This is a genomic window from Streptomyces sparsus (assembly GCF_054776295.1).
This window is the reverse complement of sequence record NZ_BAAHCA010001419.1, coordinates 1-866: the sequence shown is the minus strand read 5'-3', so window position 1 is coordinate 866 and position 866 is coordinate 1. Positions and strand designations below refer to the sequence as shown.

1 protein-coding gene is annotated in these 866 nt (G+C 74.7%); it reads left to right on the top strand.

Annotated features, from left to right (window positions below; translation table 11 throughout):
• On the top strand, positions 1–866 hold an 866-nt coding region (locus ACYVE9_RS28795; protein ID WP_461030821.1), incomplete at both ends, for a CDP-alcohol phosphatidyltransferase family protein.

Genomic DNA, 866 nt, shown 5'->3' with positions numbered 1-866 from the left:
CGGCGGCCGGCACCCCGGTGCACCGGCCCGAACTCGGCGTGCTGGTCGCCACCGTCCCGGCGGACGACGCCGAACTGGCCGAAGCCCGCAGCGCGGTCGCGTCGGTCGACGACGAGGCGGTCCGGCTGCGGACGGCCGTCAAACCGCGCGACGGTTTCTTCACCACCTTCTGCGTCAGCCCCTACTCGCGCCACCTGGCCAGGTGGTGCGCCCGACGCGGACTGACCCCCAACCAGGTCACCACCGCCTCCCTGTTCACCGCCCTCGTCGCCGCCGGCTGCGCCGCCACCGGCACCCGCGCCGGGTTCGTCGCCGCGGGCGTCCTGCTGCTCCTGTCCTTCGTGTTGGACTGCGCCGACGGCCAACTCGCCCGCTACGCCCTGAAGTACTCCACACTCGGCGCCTGGCTGGACGCGACCTTCGACCGGGCCAAGGAGTACGCGTACTACGCCGGCCTGGCGCTCGGCGCCGCCCGCGCCGGTGACGACGTGTGGGCGCTGGCACTCGGCGCGATGGTGCTCCAGACCGCCCGGCACGTGGTCGACTTCTCGTTCAACGAGGCCAACCGGCCGGAGGACGGCAGCCCGGCGGCGAGCCCCGCCGCGGCGCTCTCCGAGCGCCTGAACAGCGTCGGTTGGACGGTCTGGGCCCGCCGCATGATCGTGCTCCCCATCGGTGAGCGCTGGGCCCTCATCGCGGTGCTGACGGCCCTCACCACGCCCCGCGTCACGCTCACGGTGCTGATCGCCGGCTGCGCCCTCGCCGCCTGCTACACCACCGCCGGCCGGGTGCTGCGCTCCGTCAACCGCCGTTCCCGGACCGGCCCGAAGGCCGCCGCCGCGCTCGCCGACCTGACCGACACCGGC